Origin of the sequence: Acinetobacter sp. S4397-1, from assembly GCF_024129285.1 — a bacterium.
Taxonomy (GTDB): Bacteria; Pseudomonadota; Gammaproteobacteria; order Pseudomonadales; family Moraxellaceae; genus Acinetobacter; species Acinetobacter lwoffii_C.
Map to the genome: position 1 here is coordinate 1 of NZ_JAMXXZ010000041.1, position 15,280 is coordinate 15,280.

Below are 15,280 nucleotides of genomic sequence, written 5' to 3' on the forward strand. Positions count from 1 at the left end.
TGATAACCACTTTAAGGTGTTTGATTTGGTATTCTTCTATGTCAATTATGGCTATGTCTGATGCCAGCATACTTTTTAGAACACCACCAAACTTAAATGTGGTCTATAGCAATTATAAATCATGATAGATTCCGCAATTAAGTGATCTAACTCCTTCATGGTTTGACATCGTGTAGTTAAAAACTCCTGCTTTAATATTCCATTAATCCGCTCTGCTAATGCGTTCTGGTAACAGTCTCCTCCATCTGTCATAGAAGGACATACCCCATAATGGCGTAATGCCGATTGATATAGTTCAGAGCAATACTGAGAGCCTCTGTCTGAATGATGAATCATCCTGGCTGCCCGATCTGTCACATGCTGCATCGCCATATGTAGTGCCTGCACAACATTCTCTGCACGCATATCATTCGATAACTTATAACCTTTAATCTGGCGGGTATAAGCATCTGTCACCAAGGATAAATAATGCACACCTTCAGCACTCTCAACATAGGTAATATCACTAACAAAGACTTCATTGGCTTGCACTGCTGAATAATCCTTTAATAAATTTGGATGCTTCTTCATCCAATGCTTGCTATCCGTAGTTTTTGTATAGCGACGCTTAGGGCGAATCAATAAGTTATTTTCTTTCAATATTTTAAATAACTGATCCCGTCCACACTTTAAACCACGTTGCAACAATTTGCCTTTAATAAGCCAATACAGCTTACGTGTTCCGATACTTGGCATGAGACAGCGATATTCCATAACCAACTCAAGTATTTGTTCAGTTGCTTGTGCAGTCATTTGAGCACGTTTTTCTGCTTGATAATAAGCTTGTCGAGTGATTCCTAACCACTGACAATAACGTGAAACGCTTAGTCTTCTTTGGCTTTGCCAATCTTTGAAACGTGCTCGGTATACTTTTTTCCAAGATCAGTCCCACACTCTTTATCAATGTGATAAATCACATCCTGTATAAATTCAGTTTTGAGCTTTTCTGCGGCTAACTGTTTTTCTAATTGGCGGATTCGTTGTTGGGGTGTCAATTGGCGTTTAGAAGAAGTCGGCATATTCGAAGTCCAGTCCTGTTGTCCGTGCTTGCGTAACCATACCAGCACAGTTGATCTTCCTTGAATACCATATTTTGCCTGAGCTTGCTTATAAGTAATTTGCCCTTTTTCTACTTCATGTACCACCATCATTTTAAAGGCAAAGCTATAGTCACGTTGTGTACGTTTAACTCGTTGTTCTCGTTTATGTTCCATAAAATAAGTCTCTTAAGGTGTAAACTTATTTCAGGACGGGACAAAGTTGTCCACAAAAAAGCCCGACATCCTGTCGGGCTTTTTCGTATTGGGTGTTTAGGTATAACTCCTGTCGTACCTCACGTCCTGGTGTCGCACTTATCATTATTGTTTTATGTGTTGGAACATCCTGTTCTCTATATCCCCATCATATGAAAAATCCTCATACTGACATAGACGCAATGGTCCCTAATTCATGTCAGCTTTGGCTTACAAGATTGCTCAAAACTTACCCCAAGGTTTATCCGCAGAAATTGCGGATAATTTCCGAAGTGCAGGCATTGAGTTATCAGGGAAAAAGCGAAATATGAAGGGTTTTTGATCAATTTTATTGGCAAAACATATCAAAACCGCTCATAAAAAAGCCGACTTGTTTCAAAATCGGCTTTTTGTGCATTTTTTGGCTAGAGCGAAATTTTTAAATCTTTGATATTTATATTAATATACAATTGTATTGTGTATAACCACCATTTGATTGGCTTCAAGATCATTTTCCAACTGTGAAACCTCGTGGATTTAGCCTAAGCGAAATTATTGAGAGGAAAGAAGATTTCATTGAGTCACTTGCATCATATGGTTTATTTGTTGTTGGTTCTTCAGGTGTTCAAGCTGAATGGCCTAAATTATTACTAACACAAGGATATGATGGTTTCTTTTATTTAGATCTCAGTCTTCCAGATCAACTCGAGGCAAAGCATTGGCTAGTTAAATTTATCTGTCGTAAATATTTACGCACAGTATTTCGGGACACCCTCAGTTCACGACTAATGGCTTTAATAGATTTACCCTGTTGATGAAGAATTTGGATTGTCACTGCTTGCTCCAAAGTTAACATGTTGAGCAGTCCAAAATGACCGCTATATTAACCAAGGGGGTCATTTTTACACTGCCGATAACATTAAAATACAGTTAAAATTTTCATTCTAACCCGCATCCTTTGTGGTGGCTTGATTTATATCTGTGAGGCTAGTTGACCTTTCAGATTATGCTAGAGAAGTATTAGCCTTATAAGCTATGAATAGCCATCGATTTACTAGCCACACTTCTCCTAACTAAAAATTTACCGTATATAAAATAGACTTCTTGCGTTAGTCAAATTTTAAGCAGCCAAAAGCTATATTTTATGAGGTTTTAGCCAATTCAAAAATTAGATAAAACTATACTTTCGCAAGAGGTCTAATACTGAAATGCACTTTTACACCCTGGGTTTTACTAAAAGGTAAATCCAATGATATAATAACAAATTAGTTATTCTGCCGATAATTCTATACCAAGCACACTCATCAAGGGATTGATTTCCTATCCTTTCACTCAATGTGAAATTTTTGCTTTTATCTACACGCACCAAACTACGACAAAATACGGGGGAATTATGCCTTCCAAAAAAGCATCTTGGTTTGATAACGTCAATCCAAATGTATTTTTTAGCACCGTGATTATTATTTCTGTTTTTTTAGCATTAGTGATATTTACACCAGATGCTTTTAACTTGCTCACCAATCAGTTAAACCAATGGATCACAGCCTCTTTTAGTTGGTTTTATGTACTTGCTGTCGCCATTTTTCTGATCGCACTTACTTGTATCGCCTTGTCTAAAATGGGGCGTATTAAATTAGGTCCAGATCATAGCGAACCTGAATATAAAAATAGTTCTTGGTTTGCCATGTTATTTACCGCAGGAATGGGTATTGGCTTAATGTTCTTTGGTGTGGCCGAACCCGTTATGCACTATGTTAGCCCACCGACTGGAACACCCGAAACCATCCAATCTGCCCAACAGTCCATGCGTATTACTTTTTTCCACTGGGGATTGCATGCCTGGGCTATTTACGCTTTAGTGGGATTAAGTCTTGCTTATTTCTCTTTTAGACATAACTTACCTTTAAAGGTGCGTTCAGGCTTATATCCAATTATTGGCAAGCGAATTTATGGCCCGATTGGCGATGGAATTGATACTTTTGCAACTATAGGCACAATATTCGGTATCGCAACCACTTTAGGTTTTGGTGTAACTCAAATTAGCTCTGGGCTAAATTATCTATTTGATTTTGAAAATAATATTCAAACCCAAGTTATCTTAATTATCTTAGTCAGTGCACTCGCATCATTTTCAGTTTTTCTTGGTCTTGATAAGGGCATTAAACGGCTTTCTGAACTAAATATCATTTTGGCCGTAATACTGCTCGCATTTGTATTTTTCGCTAGTTCGAGTATTTATATTTTACAAACCACCATTCAGAACATTGGTCAATACGTTTCCAATTTATTTGCAATGACCTTTAATCTGTATGCCTATCAGCCTACAGGCTGGATTGGTGGTTGGACCATCATGTATTGGGCTTGGTGGATTTCATGGTCGCCATTCGTTGGTATGTTTATCGCTCGTGTCTCCCGTGGACGCACCATACGTGAATTTATTGTAGGGGTATTACTCATTCCCACAGGTTTCACTTTGGTATGGATGGGTTTTATGGGTAATGCCGCGCTATTTAGTATTCTTTTTGAAAATCAGGGAGGTTTAGTTGCTGCTGTAGAAAAAGACTCTTCTGTTGCCTTATTTGAGTTTTTAAAGCACTTGCCATTTTCTGGCGCTTCTAGCTTACTTGCAACGGTTTTAGTTTTTCTATTCTTTGTGACTTCTGCAGATTCTGGGTCTTTAATCACCGATTATTTAACAGCAAAAACAGAACATTCTCCTGCGTGGCAACGACTGTTTTGGACAGCAACTATTGCTGTGCTCTCTATTATTTTATTGATTGCGGGTGGCTTAGAAGCTTTGCAGTCTGCAGTTATTATGAGTGCCCTACCGTTCACTTTTATTATGCTGCTATTGTGCATCGGACTCATCAAAGCCTTACGTTTAGATGTGACTAAAATGCAAGCTTTACAAAGTGCTCGAATCACACCACGCGCTATACATAATCCAAGAAGCTGGCAACAGCGTTTAAGTTTAATTATGCATTCGCCTCACAGTGAATCCGAAGTCAAAGCCTACATTAAACAGGATGTACGTCAAGCATTTCAGAATTTAAAGCGTGAATTTCAACGTCGCCAACTGGATGTATCTATTGTCGAAAGTGATCAAGGCTTACTTTTCAAAGTCAATCATCATGATGAAATTAATTTTATTTACCAAGTAGCTGTAAGTAAAACTCTCGCTCCAAGCTTTATGCTTCAAGATCAAAATGAAGATACTCAGCAGTCTTATATTGCTGAAGTGTTTTTACGGGAAGGTGGTAAAAACTACAATGTGATGGAATGGACACAAGAAGACTTACTTCAAGACATTTTGGAACAATATGAGCGGCATTTATATTTCTTAAATGTGGTTCGCAACTAAGTATTGGAGAATGTAAATTAAATTGTGTAATTGCCTGAATTTGCTATGCTTAAAACAATGAGTGTAACGAAATTGGTTTGATCAGAAGGACAACTAGCCAGACCTGTGAAGGAGCGCTCATATTTTTATTTTTTTGTGATTTATGTTATATTTCTTGCAGAAATTAGTGCTGTAGTTTCTTTTTTAGCCCGATCTCCCCTGATCGGGTTTTTTATACTTAAAAATAGCTAAGAACTTTTAAGAAAGTCATATTTTGTTTGGAACAATATTTTAAATAAAGGTACAATTAATTGTCTAATTTTAGATACTTTTTTATAAAAAATTTCTATAAACCAACTGGTAATATAAAGTGATTAAAGCTCTATGGGCTGGTTTTATGGCCGTAAATTACATATCGTGATGAGTCAATTCGGTGAGATCGTTAGCTCAGGCTTATCCAATGGGCATGTTGCTGACATAAAAATGGTTGAGCAATTAGTTGATGGCCTAAACGGAAAACTTTACGGGGATCGGGGTTACATCAGCCAAGAATAAAGAGTAGGCTGCAAGTTCAAGGCATTGATTTAATTACTTATCATCGGAGGAATATGCAGGCTATTCAACTCTGTGCATCAGATGAATATCACCTAAGACAACGCAATAAGATAGAAACATTATTCAGCTTATTGAAAGTGCAATACAATTTAGTGACGAGTAAAGCACGTAGTACTCATGGATTTCTCAGCGGAATTTATGCTTCACTATGTGCATATCAACTCACTCATCAAAATAAGCCAAAAATTCAAATTATGAAATCATTGGCTTAAACAGGATTCGGGTTAGTTCTAGGATTTTGGTGCGTCATCTGAAGTCGCAAAGAAGCGGAAACGGCTGCTTTCTGCATGTGATTTAATGTTTTCGGCTGTTATATTTGTTCCATATATTTGAGGGTAGCTAGATGACTAATAAGGATTATGATGCGGCTTTAGAAGCTCTTGCTGAATTGGTTAAAGACGTATCTAAAATCGTTCATGCTGAAGCTGTAGATAAAGCTCTTGTTGAGCCGACTAAAGCTAACATTGAAGAGCGTAATAAGTTAAAAGATGTTGTTGATCAAGCTGAAGACCTGTAATAAGAAAAATGATCAATTTTGCTTAATAGTAAAGTCAAGTGACTGTTATAATTAAATTTAGGGGATTCATGATGTTTAAAAAATTATTATTGTCTTTATTAGTTACTGTACCTGTAGTTGCTCAAGCTGAGTGGATTGTATTAGATAAAGGTGAAGAGTTTACTATTTACGTTGACCCTGATCGTACAGTAGCTACTGTTAAATCTCTCAGACATGCAGAAGCTTGGTTTAAAGCTGTAGTTCATAATGACTTAACAAAAGATGGAATGGGTATCGGCGACTTTAGATTAATGAAATATAAGTTTAAATGTGATACAAATGAGTTAAGTTTAGATGCTAGTTATGACTATAGAAAAGGTAAGCAGATTGATTCCTATGTTGCTCGTTATAATGATTATAGATCCGCTATTCCAGAAACAAAAGGTGAATTTATGGCAATCGTAGTTTGTAGATACCTATATGGTGAAGAATAGTTGAGCTAAAAATAGGCAATGCTTCGTAATCACTACATTAAAAAGAATGGGCTGTTTCTGAAACGAGAGACAGTCATGTATGAGTCTGACTACTGGCAAGTTGGTAATACCCCCATTTTTAATTGAATTAATGGGTAGAAAATCTAAAGCCTTGTTATTGTTTAAAAATAGGTGGACAACCATTTACTGACATATGAGGTCGTTCATGATTATAAAAGTACTGCCAGTCAGTTGTATAGTCCTGCACCTCGCTCAGATCTCGAAATAAATATTGATTTAGACACTCATAACGTACTGTACGATTAAATCGCTCAACATATGCATTTTGCTGTGGATTGCCTGGTTGAGTAAATACATGCTCAATACCATGCTGATCACACCACTTTTCCATCAGCTCACTTATATACTCTGGGCCATTGTCGGTTCTAATGCGTTTAGGTTTACCTCGCCATTCAATGAGCTGATCAAGTCCTCTCAGCACACGTTCTGCTGGCAACGAAAAGTCAATCAATATATCCAATGACTCGCGATTATAGTCATCAATCACGTTGTGAACTCGATAACTACGTCCATCACTGAGTTGATCATACATAAAGTCCATTGACCATGATTCATTCTTAGCTGTCGGTACTGCAAGGGTTTCAGGCTGTTCTCGTTTAATCCGCTTATTAGGCTTGATTCTTAAATTAAGCTCAAGCTCCTTATAAATGCGATAGACACGTTTGTGGTTCCATTTGTATTTTTTAACATTACGCAAATACAGGAAACAAAGCTTGAAGCCCCATGTTTTATGATCATTGGTTAATTGAATCAACCATTCGGCAATCTGTTGATTCTCTTCATCTAAACGAGCTTTATAGCGATAACACGTTTGACTGACTTTAAAAATTAAGCAGACCATGCTGATTGAAATCTTAAATTGCTCAGTAGCTTGCTGAGCAAGTGACTTTCGCTGAACAGGCCTTAAAACTTTTTTAAAAGTGAATCTTGCAAGATGTCTGACTTTAGCCGCTCATCAGCATACATGCGTTTTAAACGGGCATTTTCAGCCTCAAGTTCTTTAAGCCGCGTCATCATTGAAAGATCCATGCCGCCATATTTGGACTTCCACTTGTAGAATGTAGCAGAGCTCATACCATGTTCGCGGCACAAGTTCGGTATGGGTGTTCCTGCTTCAGCTTGCTTCAAGATACTCATGATCAAGCTGTCTGAATACTTAGATGTTTTCATAGAAAATCTCCTTAAATCAAGGTTATTCGATTTTCTACTTTTAAACTCAATTATTTTTAGGGGGGATTACCTTTAGCTAACAGAAAATAAAAAATCCCCTACTCTAGCTGAGTAAGGGCATTCCTAATTATTTAGGATACTTGGACCATGTTAATTCAAAATGTGGTCCTACAACTGGCGATTCATATGACAATGCATTGGCTGAAACAGTGAATGGTTTATACAAAATGGAGGTGATTGAATATTTGAAATCTGATTGGACAGGCCTATCTGATGTTGAACTTGCCACATTGAATTGGGTCGATTGGTTCAACAAAAAACGGCTACATAGTGCAATTGGATATGTATCGCCTTTTGAGTTTGAGGCAATGTACTATGATAAGATTAACCAGTTAGGTCAGGTGGCCTAACTTAAATAAAAAGTCTCCGACAAACTCGGTACGGTTTAGTACGATTTTCACTTACTAGTACTTAAATAATCACCCCACCACTGCATCATTTCAGTCCGTTGAGCTAAATAGTCAGCGTGATTATAGCTGGCACGGGTACGGTTCTTATCAATATGCGAAAGTTGTGCCTCAATCCAATTATCTTGGAACAAACCTGAGTCATTCAAAATGGTACTAAAAGTAGAACGTAATCCATGAGAAGATAGTTGATGTTTGCCATACCCCATCTTACGTATGGCCATATTTAGAGTATTAAAATGAATCGGTTGATTGTGTTTGCGAGGGCTAGCAAAAAGGTATTTTTCACCGTATGACCACTGCATGACGTCTTTCAAAATCTCTAAAGCCTGATTTGAAAGTGGAACTAAAAAATCTGGAATCTCATGGCCTAATATGACTTTTCGTCGAAACTGTTTAATATGCAAGGCAGGTATTTTCCAGATTTTTTCATTTAAATCAAAATGATGAGGCTCAGACAATAACAATTCAGCCCCTCGCACTCCAGTATATAATTTAAACATCAGTGCTTTTTTAATAATCGGATGGACATTCAATTTTTGTAATTTATACTTAAAATCAGATATATCCTCCGCTTTCAAATACGGATAATTTTTCTTGATTTTACTGTTAATGGTGATTTTATTTAAACCATGCGCGATGTTGAATTCACAATAACCCATCGCTACAGCGTAGTCATAAATTTGGTTCAAATAACTACAAGCTTTCTTGACAGGTTCTTTTACTTGGCGTCCCTCTATTTTTTTGATTACTGAAACCAGGTCATAACGCTTGATGTTTTGAAAAGGTAAATCCTGAAGGTCTGGATAAAGATCTTGCTGTAAGCATCTTTCTGCTAACTGTAGTACACCACAGCGGGGTAGATCGTTGAAGGCATTTTTCAGTTTGAACTGTAACCACTCCTCCCCGACCTTACCAAAGGTGATGAGATTAGAGGCAGTATCATGTTCAAAACAGAAATCATTGTCTTTAAAGTCATCTCTGACTTGTCGTGCCTTTTTCAGCGATAAATCAGGATAAAGACCTAACTGAATGCGTCGACGTTTTTTAGTTTGTGGATCTGTATAGCGATAGCACCAAGATTTTCTTCCGCTCGGCTCAATCTTCAGGCTAAGCCCATCTTCATCGGATAAAAAACAGGTTTTATCCTTGCAATGAGCTTGGCGAACTTTGATTTCAGTAAGACTCATGGAATTTAAATGAAACCTAATAAGGGGTTGATTGGATCAATTATATCAAAATAGAACGCTTTATATATGATGCGTATATTACGCATCACATAAATATTTATATATATGTTTTTTATAAATATTATTATGGTATTCTACATTGCAGTAACCAAAAAAGTAACCACTGTTAAAATTTGTATTAAGCAACAAAAATCAGTGATAGTTAAACACTATTCTGCAATGGGTTTGTTTTACAGACCTAGTAACCGAACCTTAATTATTTGAGGCAATATTTCGGTTCTGTCGCATTAAGTCGATCTGCAGCTACTATTGAATTTTGTAGGAGCTGAATATGTCACCAAGGGGCTCAGTTTTTAAATGCCGTTAGGGGGTTATTTTTACACTGCCGCTAACAGAGCTCCGCCTGAACGAAAAAAGCGGCTGCTTTACGTAGAATTTCATTCGCACGTTGCAGTTCTTTATTTTCGCGTTCCAGTTGTTTGATACGTTCTTGGTCTGAAAGCTGCTGTACTTTAACTGGATTTTGTTTATCTAAATATTTTTGATACCAAACACGTAGTGTTTCGAGAGTACAACCCTTGCGCAGTATACTGCTCAGGGAGCAATAGCTGTGATCGCAGCCCAATTCGATGGATACTCTTTCACGGATTCAATCAATAATTGAACCGCTCTTTCTCTAATTTCAGGGGTATATTTTAATTTTGTCATCGGGATAGTCTCTCAGAATATTGACTCTCCGACAAACCCGGTACGGTTCAGTATTTGCAAAAAATTGCCCCTACGAATCGAGCGAAAGCGAGATTTAATAGAGTTTGAGCGAGTGAAACAAAGCGAAAACCAACAAAAGAAAACGAATCAACCAATAGCAGATAAGCGAGATCCAAACACGCTAGATCTTTTTTCAAAAATGACAGATGCTCAACGTCATATGTTTGCTAATAAGCTTTCAGAATTACCTGAAATGGGGAAATATTCTCAAGGTACAGAAAGCTACCAACAGTTTGCTATACGTATTGCTGAGATGCTACAAGATCCTGAGCGCATCATAGAGCTATACCCACACCTCAAGAAAGTGGGATACATGCCATCAAATAAAAGGGACACGGTAAATGGCTAAGTTATCGCTAAGTGAAGTATCCAACCGCTTTAACGTCAGCCGCTCTACACTATACAGAGCTATCAAAGAAGGACGTATATCTCGAAGTGCTGATGGTCTTTTTGACATTGCAGAAGTCATTCGCTGCTTTGGAGAGCCAATTAAAAAGCACGAGCCAAACCAAGTAATAACCTCACTCAAAGATGATGCGGATTTGCGTCAGTTGGTTGACTTCATGAGAAAAGAGATTGAATCATACAAGGATAGAGAAAAACGTTATTTAGACCAAATAGACCGCTTCCAATTGTTGCTAGGACATAAAGAGTCAGAAGAAAAAATGTCTCATGACACACTAAAGAGACATTTCAATGAAACACCTTGTGACAACAATGATGACTCAAGTGAAAGTATTGAAAATAAAAGCATAGAGCCAAATTCATTATCTCATGAAACAGTAACGATACATACCAGTGAAGCACCAAAAAACGTATCACAGACACATCATGAGACAAGAAAAAGCGTAGCTTATTTGGCCGAGTACTGAGTGCGGTATTCGATGAGGACTAAGCCCCCCAAGGAGCATTACGTATGAAAAAACTGAAAGAGATCCTACAAGGCATTGCATTTCTATTTATCGGGATTCCGATCATGATTATGGCCAGCATTATGGATCAACGAGCCTTTAAAAAGGAGCAGGATCAGCGCCAGAAAGCCCAAGATCAAAGCAAGTGATTGTTCATCAAAACTTATTAAAACCGTGGAACATGAAAAGTCATAAAAAAAGCCCATTCGAGGGTGAATGGGCTATAAAACTTGAATCAACAAATTGAATTATAACACAATTTCAAAAAGCTGTTATTCCTAAGTAGAAATGTCCTACCTTAAAACCAAATAGAAATGTCCTATACAGACATTTCCAAGTCAAGCACAGGATTCAGATTTCGTTCTTTGATTACTGTCTTCTGTGCACGTCTGCTTGGCATAGATTGAGAACGATTACGTTTGTTTTGCTGTTCCAATTCTTCATGCTGTTGTTGAATATGATTGAGAACTGCACCTAAACGTTTATTCTCAACAATCTCTCGCTGGTTAAGCTGACTTAATTTATCGAAGATGCTGTAATTGATTTTTCTTCCCTGATATTCAATCGCGACTGTACCATCCGGGTATTCCAGGAACTCAAGATACTTACTAATCAATCTTTGGTTTTCTTCCGTGTTTTCCAGGAGATATACGCATTTATCATAAGTAATCGTCAGGCTATTCGTGACTCTGCGGGGTTCACGCCAGGTAAAAATATCATCTAATTCTTCGGCTGTTTCAGTGACAGTCCGGTGTAGATCCTTGGGATTAAAGGCCATCTTGGCAAACTTCTGATTGAATTGCTCAATGAAGCAGGGTAGCCAGGCATTCGCTTGTTCAATCGAACAGATGCCTTCCAGGCGCATTTCTTTGATCAGACGGTCCTGAAGCGTTCTATTGGCTCGTTCTACACGGCCTTTGGCCTGTGGTGAATTAGCGAAGATAATATCGATATTCAGGGTGCTGAGTACGCGCCCAAATTGCGTAATCTTGGTGTCTTTCTTGCTGCTTTGATTCACCCTGAAGACTGAATGTTTATCGCTGTAGAAGGCTAAAGGCTTACCATGCTGCTCAACATACAAACGTGTTGAAATCATATAGTCAAAGGCTGATTCTGACTCACAGAAGCGTAAGTGCTGCAATTTTCCTGTGGCGTCATCGATAAACACCAATAGACAGCATTTAGGGGCTTTTCCTTCAAACCAGTCATGATGTGAGCCATCAATTTGGATCAGTTCACCATAACAGTCCCGGTTATAACGAGGCTGATATGGGCGTTTCAGGCGTTTGGAGCGAGGAATCCATAAATCGGCTGCAATCATCCAGGAACGCAGGGTTTCCACTGAAATATCGAATCCATGAATGGTAGTCAGCTTTTCATGCGCTAAAGTGGGTCCGAAACCATGGAATTGCTCAGCAACCATATTGAGGCACTTGAGCCTGAGTTCTTCAGGAAGCCTGGAATTGCTGGTTTGACCACGACCGGCATGGGCTAATGCAGCTGGGCCTTGAGCTTTGTATTTTTGCAGTAAACGCCTGATCTGACGTTCTGAAATATGAAGTAGCTGAGCAGCCTGGGATTGAGTTATGCGTTGATCGCAGATTTCCTGCAAGACCGACAATCGTTTAAGTTCTTTATCCGACATAGACACCAACATATCAAACCGTCCGCTTCGATAATCGCAAAAGCGCATATTCTAAAAGCGGACATTTTTACTTTGGAGAAACCGGACATTTCTATTTTGGAGTTACAAAAGCATTTCGTATAAGAGATTTTATGTTAAATAAAAAAGGCATCTTAAGGTGGGATACATTAAGTTTTAAATCCCCAAAAAATACTTTATAATTTAGCTATATAAATTTAAACATACGTACTAACATGTCTGAAAAAACTAAAATCTTTATTAGCTATAGTCACAAAAATGAAAAACACTTTATGGCATTAATGTCACATCTAAATGCTATAGCTAAGTACAACAATTTAGATATTTTCACAGATCAACAGATTGATATTGGAGAAACTTTAGATGAGGCTATTCAAGAGAAGCTTCAAGAAGCACATATGGTTGTTTGTATTGTAAGTACAGAATATTTAAATTCGGATTACTGTATACGTAAAGAGTTAGAAATAGCTTTAGAGAAACAACTTATTGATAATACAAAAATTTTCCCAATTATTGCTGAAGAAAGTATGTGGAAAAGAACTTATTTTGGGCAATTAAAATGTGCGCCAAAAGATGGTGGCCCTGTAAGTAAGTATGAGAATATAGACTCAGCCTATTTAACAATAGTTGATCAACTTATGAATCAAATTGAAAAAAATAGAGAATCTGAAATTGAAAAAAAAAAGACAATCTGACTCCAGCGCTGTTCTTACAGTCGGAAAAGTTTAATAAATATATAAATGACTTAGGTATAAATATAAAGCATCCTCAAAAAGACTTATTGCTTTTAAATGATGTTTTTATTTATCCAGATATGGAGCATATAAATAGTAATTCAACTATTAAATATAAGCAGATCCAATCTGATAAGATTATAGATAAATTTGATTATGCCTATATTATTGGATCTGATAAGTCAGGAAAAACGGCTTTACTAAAAAAATATTGTAATGACTTAATTGATTTAGGATATCAAGTAGTTGCTTTAAAAGCTGAAGAAATAAAACATTTTAGTGCTGAACAATTAGTTAAGATATGCTCAAGTAAGTTTGGGATTAAATATGATAGTAATCAATCAAATTTTGTTTTATTAATAGATGATTTTCAAAGTCTAAAAATAAGTGAAAGATATGAGAATAATTTTTTAGATTCAATAAGTAATTTTTTTAAAAAAATATACTTTTTTGTTGATAAACAACATTTTTTTGGGGATAGATCAAAACATTTAAATATAAAATTTGAAATATTCGAAATTAAAAATTTAGGTCATCTTAAGAGAAATGAACTATATAGTAAATGGTATAGTATTGGTGTTGAATCATTATATATCCAAAATGATTCTGATTTCCTAAAGAAAATTGATAATTTAACTAATCACTTTGACTTATTGTTAAGAAAAAATGTTATGGATGCAAAACCCATGTACATATTAACAATTATTCAGACTTTAGATAATATTAATTTATCTAGAGACTTTTCTTTAACATCTTATGGTCATTGTTATAATTCTTTAATATTAAGTTTGTTACAAAAAATACGCGTAAATCACAATGATTTTGATGGTATTTTGAACTTCCTTTCATTTTTAGCTTATGAAATGTTTACTAAAAAAATTAAAAGCATATCCGAAGAAGATTTTGATATTCTATTAAATGAATATTAGACCTCTTGCGAAAGTAAAAACTGCCTCAATATAGATTTCATGAAATATCAGAAATTAAATCGTTTTTCAGATTCTGAATTCCAGCGCTTGGTTGGTGTACCTCGAGCAGTTTTTAGTGAAATGGTCGAAGTTTTAAAAGAAGCAGAATCACTTAAAAAGAAATTAGGGCGTCCTCATACTTTAGCTATAGAGGATCAATTATTATTAACACTCAATTACTTACGGAGCTACAACACCCAATTGGAATTGGCGGCAAATTACCATATCGCTGAAAGTAATGTGAATCGAACTATTAAAAAGGTTGAAGATGCATTAATGAAATCAAGACGTTTTACCCTGCCAAAACGCAGCATTACCACAGCAGACGAACAATTTAACTGGGTAATTATTGATGCGACAGAATGTTTAATAGAACGCCCGAAAAAAAAATCACAGTAAGTTCTACAGTGGTAAAAAGAAGAAACATACGTTAAAAGCCCAAGTGATCTATCATCCGAAGAGCAAACAAATCATAGGAGTAGATATATCGTCTGGCAGTCAGCATGATATTAAATTGGCAAGAAAAACAGTTAAGAAATTCAAACATTGTGACTATGTTATGACCGATTTAGGGTACTACGGATTAGAGCAAGATGGCTTTAAATTATTGATGCCAATAAAGAAAAAGAAGAATTTACCCTTATTTGATGCTGAGAAAAATTACAATAAAATGATTGGAAAAATACGAGTTGTAATCGAACATATTAACAGTCAATTGAAAAGATTTAGAATACTAAGTGAACGCTATCGAAATAGACGGAAAAGATTCGGTTTACGCATTAATTTAATCGCTGCACTGGTAAACCGGATGAACTTGCAATAACGACTTTCGCAAGAGATCTATTATAAAGAATACGTTATTTCATTAGATATAAAAAATATTTTAATGGATGCAAATATCATTTACCTAGATGATAATTTGGATTTAATTTTTTCACAGAAGTATATATATATTAGGACTTACGCACTATTATTTATAGATTCTCTGTGGTAGCAGATGATTTTTATCGAGAATAAAGTCATCAATGAAGTTTTTGATAACTGGTCTAAATAATTTCTTCTGCCAACGATATACATTTTCAAAGATCCGCTCAAACTGGTTCTTTTGTATCTCAACGTAGGCCATCAAGGCT

Annotated in this window: 12 protein-coding genes and 7 pseudogenes; 12 read left to right on the forward strand and 7 right to left on the reverse strand. The window is 36.4% G+C overall.

The window, feature by feature from the left end; all coding sequences use genetic code 11:
* Nucleotides 1-75 precede the first annotated feature (75 nt).
* A protein-coding gene (locus tag NI467_RS13265) for an IS3 family transposase (RefSeq protein WP_253153368.1) occupies nucleotides 76-1,253 on the reverse strand; the annotation gives its coding sequence in 2 pieces (ribosomal slippage) (nucleotides 76-917 and nucleotides 917-1,253; 1,179 coding nt in all).
* 512 nt (nucleotides 1,254-1,765) lie between these two features.
* On the opposite strand from NI467_RS13265, the pseudogene NI467_RS13270 reads away from it, so the two are divergent.
* Nucleotides 1,766-2,005 (forward strand): annotated as a pseudogene (locus NI467_RS13270) (type II toxin-antitoxin system HipA family toxin); the annotation flags it as partial.
* A gap of 5 nt (nucleotides 2,006-2,010) precedes the next feature.
* Here NI467_RS13270 and NI467_RS13275 read toward each other — a convergent pair.
* Nucleotides 2,011-2,127: pseudogene (locus NI467_RS13275) on the reverse strand (helix-turn-helix domain-containing protein); the annotation flags it as partial.
* A gap of 537 nt (nucleotides 2,128-2,664) precedes the next feature.
* Here NI467_RS13275 and betT point away from each other — a divergent pair.
* The 4 genes and pseudogenes from betT to NI467_RS13295 all read left to right on the forward strand — a co-directional run bounded on the left by betT (nucleotide 2,665) and on the right by NI467_RS13295 (nucleotide 6,216).
* On the forward strand, nucleotides 2,665-4,632 hold the full coding sequence (gene betT, locus NI467_RS13280) for a choline BCCT transporter BetT (RefSeq protein WP_253153369.1): 1,968 nt from the start codon (nucleotides 2,665-2,667) through the stop codon (nucleotides 4,630-4,632).
* A 357-nt stretch (nucleotides 4,633-4,989) separates the two neighbouring features.
* Nucleotides 4,990-5,438, forward strand: a pseudogene (locus NI467_RS13285) (IS982 family transposase); the annotation flags it as partial.
* A 131-nt stretch (nucleotides 5,439-5,569) separates the two neighbouring features.
* Nucleotides 5,570-5,743: a hypothetical protein gene (locus tag NI467_RS13290; RefSeq protein ID WP_180187195.1), complete on the forward strand. Its 174-nt coding sequence runs from the start codon at nucleotides 5,570-5,572 to the stop codon at nucleotides 5,741-5,743.
* Nucleotides 5,744-5,811: 68 nt separating this feature from the next.
* Entirely contained in the window at nucleotides 5,812-6,216 is a 405-nt protein-coding gene (locus NI467_RS13295) for a surface-adhesin E family protein (RefSeq protein ID WP_253153370.1), read from the forward strand.
* 154 nt (nucleotides 6,217-6,370) lie between these two features.
* Here the strand turns inward: NI467_RS13295 and NI467_RS13300 are convergent.
* Nucleotides 6,371-7,446, reverse strand: a protein-coding gene (locus NI467_RS13300) for an IS3-like element ISAba20 family transposase (RefSeq protein ID WP_253153371.1) whose coding sequence is annotated in 2 segments (ribosomal slippage) — nucleotides 6,371-7,194 and nucleotides 7,194-7,446 — 1,077 coding nt in all. Because the reading frame shifts where the segments join, the coding sequence is not laid out codon by codon here.
* Nucleotides 7,447-7,616: 170 nt separating this feature from the next.
* On the opposite strand from NI467_RS13300, the pseudogene NI467_RS13305 reads away from it, so the two are divergent.
* Nucleotides 7,617-7,856: pseudogene (locus tag NI467_RS13305) on the forward strand (integrase core domain-containing protein); the annotation flags it as partial.
* Between the two features lie 47 nt (nucleotides 7,857-7,903).
* Here the strand turns inward: NI467_RS13305 and NI467_RS13310 are convergent.
* The gene (locus tag NI467_RS13310) at nucleotides 7,904-9,103 is read right to left on the reverse strand and encodes an integrase arm-type DNA-binding domain-containing protein (protein WP_253153372.1); all 1,200 of its coding nucleotides are present in this window, start codon (nucleotides 9,101-9,103) and stop codon (nucleotides 7,904-7,906) included.
* Nucleotides 9,104-9,512: 409 nt separating this feature from the next.
* A pseudogene (locus tag NI467_RS13315) lies at nucleotides 9,513-9,811 on the reverse strand (transposase); the annotation flags it as partial.
* A 160-nt stretch (nucleotides 9,812-9,971) separates the two neighbouring features.
* Between NI467_RS13315 and NI467_RS13320 the strand changes: the two are divergent.
* The 3 genes and pseudogenes from NI467_RS13320 to NI467_RS13330 all read left to right on the forward strand — a co-directional run.
* Nucleotides 9,972-10,220: pseudogene (locus NI467_RS13320) on the forward strand (replication initiation protein); the annotation flags it as partial.
* Nucleotides 10,213-10,743, forward strand: coding sequence for a plasmid replication DNA-binding protein (locus tag NI467_RS13325; RefSeq protein WP_227591037.1), 531 nt, complete (start codon nucleotides 10,213-10,215; stop codon nucleotides 10,741-10,743). The pseudogene NI467_RS13320 and the gene NI467_RS13325, both read left to right, overlap by 8 nt.
* A gap of 44 nt (nucleotides 10,744-10,787) precedes the next feature.
* Nucleotides 10,788-10,931: a hypothetical protein gene (locus tag NI467_RS13330; RefSeq protein ID WP_004676226.1), complete on the forward strand. Its 144-nt coding sequence runs from the start codon at nucleotides 10,788-10,790 to the stop codon at nucleotides 10,929-10,931.
* 170 nt (nucleotides 10,932-11,101) lie between these two features.
* Here the strand turns inward: NI467_RS13330 and NI467_RS13335 are convergent, their stop codons facing one another.
* Nucleotides 11,102-12,427 (reverse strand): ISNCY family transposase, encoded by a 1,326-nt coding sequence (locus NI467_RS13335; RefSeq protein WP_253153373.1) that lies wholly within the window; start codon nucleotides 12,425-12,427, stop codon nucleotides 11,102-11,104.
* 233 nt (nucleotides 12,428-12,660) lie between these two features.
* Here NI467_RS13335 and NI467_RS13340 point away from each other — a divergent pair, with 233 nt between their 5' ends.
* From NI467_RS13340 to NI467_RS13350, 3 genes are all read left to right on the forward strand, one after another.
* On the forward strand, nucleotides 12,661-13,140 hold the full coding sequence (locus NI467_RS13340; RefSeq protein WP_178319556.1) for a toll/interleukin-1 receptor domain-containing protein: 480 nt from the start codon (nucleotides 12,661-12,663) through the stop codon (nucleotides 13,138-13,140).
* A gap of 86 nt (nucleotides 13,141-13,226) precedes the next feature.
* A complete protein-coding gene (locus tag NI467_RS13345; RefSeq protein ID WP_253153374.1) occupies nucleotides 13,227-14,108 on the forward strand; it encodes a hypothetical protein in 882 nt (293 codons plus the stop codon).
* 39 nt (nucleotides 14,109-14,147) lie between these two features.
* A protein-coding gene (locus tag NI467_RS13350) for an IS5 family transposase (protein ID WP_174659891.1) occupies nucleotides 14,148-14,970 on the forward strand; the annotation gives its coding sequence in 2 pieces (ribosomal slippage) (nucleotides 14,148-14,528 and nucleotides 14,530-14,970; 822 coding nt in all).
* A gap of 147 nt (nucleotides 14,971-15,117) precedes the next feature.
* Here the strand turns inward: NI467_RS13350 and NI467_RS13355 are convergent.
* Nucleotides 15,118-15,280 (reverse strand): annotated as a pseudogene (locus tag NI467_RS13355) (IS701 family transposase); the annotation flags it as partial.